Raw genomic sequence first — 2,631 nt, 5'->3', positions numbered from 1 at the left:
CAAGGTCGAGCTTGGTGTTGGCGGAGAGCGGCTTGCCCTCGTTCAGCCAGTCGCGGGCGGCCTTGGCCGTCTCGAGCACGATGGGCTCGGTGCGCTTGGTCTTGACCTCTTTTTCGTAGCGCTCGATGGCCTTCTCAACAGTCTGAAGGTCGGCGAGAACCAGCTCGGTGTTGATGGTCTCCATGTCGCTGGCAGGGTTGACCTTGCCGTCGACGTGCACAACATCCTCATCGCTGAAGGCACGCACCACCTGGGCGATGGCATCCGCTTCACGAATGTTCGCGAGGAACTTGTTGCCGAGTCCCTCGCCCTCGCTCGCGCCCTTGACGATGCCAGCGATGTCGACGAACGACACGGGCGCCGGCAGGATGCGCTCACTGCCGAACACCTCGGCAAGCTTTGCAAGACGCGCATCGGGCAGGTTCACGATGCCAACGTTGGGCTCGATCGTGGCGAACGGATAGTTCGCGGCGAGCACCGAGTTCTTGGTCAGAGCGTTGAAGAGGGTTGACTTGCCCACATTGGGGAGTCCGACGATTGCAATAGTGAGAGCCACGAGAGATAAGGCTACCGTGACCCGGCTGAATCAATCTGCGACGAACCACGCCGGTTCGCGCGGCAGGCAGCGTCGGATGCTCGTGAGACGATCTTTATGTGCCAGTGAATTTCACCGCGATCGACTTTGAGACCGCAAACTCGTCCAGCGCCTCGGCGTGCTCCGTGGGTCTCGTTAAGGTTCGCGACGGCATCGTCGTCGACAAAGCATCCTGGTTTATCAAGCCGCCGATCGGCCACGACGCGTTTCTCGAATGGAACACCCGCATCCACGGAATCGTCGAAGAGGATGTTGCGAGCGCTCTGAGCTGGGCCGAACAGCTGCCCGATTTGGTCGCGTTTGCTGGCGGCGACCACCTCGTCGCCCATAACGCGCGCTTCGACATGGGCGTCATCTCCGGCGCCTGCGCCGCCACGCTGCAGGAGACGCCGTCATTCGATTACCTGTGCAGCCTGCAGGTGGCCCGCAAGACCTACAACCTCGACTCCTATCGCCTGCCGGTCGCAGCCATGGCGGCGGGGTTTGAAGATTTTCGCCACCACGACGCCCTCGCCGATGCCGAGGCGTGCGCGGCGATCATCGTGCATGCGGCCAAGCGTCACGAGGCCACAGATATCCCGCACCTGGCCACGATCGCCGGGGCGAGCATCAAGTCGATCGGCGCCGCCGCTGCCGACAACGCCCCGATGGTGCTGAGCTAGTTTCCCTGCGCTGCGCTGGCGCGTTCGTAGAGCAGAAACAGGTCAGCGCGCACTTCGTCGCGACTGCGGAGCTCGTGGCTCCACGGAACCTCCACCTGAGATTGCTGCCCGGCCACCGTGGCGGTGAACACCGCGCGCTTCTCGTCGAACGACGTCATGGTCGCCGATTCTGCGTCGGCCACACCGCCCAGGGCCCGCACAATCTGCAGGGTGATTTCGGGCTGGCTGGTGTTCATGTAGTTCGTGATTGCGGTGACAACGTCGTCAGAAAAGGTGCTCATAGGGCAATCGTGCCACCTTTCCCTTGCCTCTCGCTTTGGAGGCTCGCCGTGGGGCAGAGAGCGATGTCGGATGCTCCGGGCACACTGGAATCATGGATCCCGTCGTGCTTCTTCTCATTGGCCTCGTGCTCGGTCTCGTCGTGGGTGCCGCGCTCGGGGTTGTCGTCGCGCGCTCCCGCCAGACCGGGGCGGCCACCGGCACTGCCGCTGTACTCGAGGCCCGCCATGAGACCGCCCTCAGCGAGCTCCGGGCGCGCGAGCAGGCGGCCCAGGCGCAGCTTGCTGCCGAGCTCGCGTTTACGCAGGCGACCGCGGATGCTCTGCGCGAGCAGGTCAGCGGCTTGCAGCAGCAACACCGCGAGCTAATGGAACGCCAGCGCCTCGACCAGCAAGCCCATACGGAGCGCGAGCGCGTCGAAAGCCGCGTGCTGCAGGCACTCACGCCAGTGCAGGAGAATCTGCGGGCGATGCAGCACAAGGTCACCGAGCTGGAGGAGCAACGCAGCCGCCAGCATGGCGAACTCAGCCAGCAGTTGCGCTCGGCAACGGAGTCTGAAGAGCGTCTGCGCAGCACCGCGGAGGCGCTCGCCTCTGCCCTCAAGAGCAACAGCACCCGCGGAGTCTGGGGCGAAACCCAGCTTCGCAATGTCGTCGAGGCGGCCGGACTCATCGAGCGCGTCGACTTCGATGTTCAGGCCAGCATCACATCGGATGCCGGCGCGGGCCGCCCCGACATGGTCGTTCACCTGCCCGGCGGCAAGAACATTGCCGTCGACGCGAAGGTGCCGTTCACCTCCTACCTCGAAGCAAGTCAGATCGCGGTGACGGCGACCGGCGAGGAGGGGGCCAAGCGCGAGCAGCTCATTCGCGCCCATGTGAAGGCCCTGCGCTCGCACATCGACACCCTGGCAGGCAAGACCTACTGGGCGGGGCTCGACGCCTCTCCCGAGATGGTGATCGCCTTTATTCCCAGTGAGTCCCTCGTATCGAGCGCCCTCGAAGCCGACCCTTCGATCATGGACTACGCGTTCTCCAAGCGCGTTGCCCTCGCCTCTCCCGTAACCCTGTGGTCCGTGCTCAAGACGGTCGCGTT

4 protein-coding genes are annotated in these 2,631 nt (G+C 64.3%); 2 read left to right on the top strand and 2 right to left on the bottom strand.

Annotated elements, in window-relative coordinates:
• Positions 1 to 556, bottom strand: a 556-nt coding sequence (locus AC062T_RS00020; RefSeq protein WP_476026211.1) for a GTPase, incomplete at its 3' end; no start/stop codon positions are given.
• Between the two features lie 98 nt (positions 557 to 654).
• Between AC062T_RS00020 and AC062T_RS00015 the strand changes: the two genes are divergently transcribed.
• Positions 655 to 1,257 (top strand): exonuclease domain-containing protein, encoded by a 603-nt coding sequence (locus tag AC062T_RS00015; RefSeq protein ID WP_476026209.1) that lies wholly within the window; start codon positions 655 to 657, stop codon positions 1,255 to 1,257.
• Here AC062T_RS00015 and AC062T_RS00010 read toward each other — a convergent pair.
• Positions 1,254 to 1,538: a DUF2470 domain-containing protein gene (locus tag AC062T_RS00010; RefSeq protein WP_476026207.1), complete on the bottom strand. Its 285-nt coding sequence runs from the start codon at positions 1,536 to 1,538 to the stop codon at positions 1,254 to 1,256. The genes AC062T_RS00015 and AC062T_RS00010 overlap by 4 nt on opposite strands.
• Positions 1,539 to 1,630: 92 nt before the next feature.
• Here AC062T_RS00010 and AC062T_RS00005 point away from each other — a divergent pair.
• Positions 1,631 to 2,631 (top strand): DNA recombination protein RmuC (locus tag AC062T_RS00005; RefSeq protein WP_476026205.1); only part of this gene is annotated, 1,001 nt, incomplete at its 3' end.

Source organism: Homoserinimonas sp. (assembly GCF_056262345.1).
This window is presented reverse-complemented; position numbering and strand designations above follow the sequence as displayed.

Bases quoted from the DNA above. Each gene is read 5' to 3' on its own strand.
- AC062T_RS00010 (WP_476026207.1), bottom strand. From the start codon at position 1,538: ATGAGCACCTTTTCTGACGACGTTGTCACCGCAATCACGAACTACATG.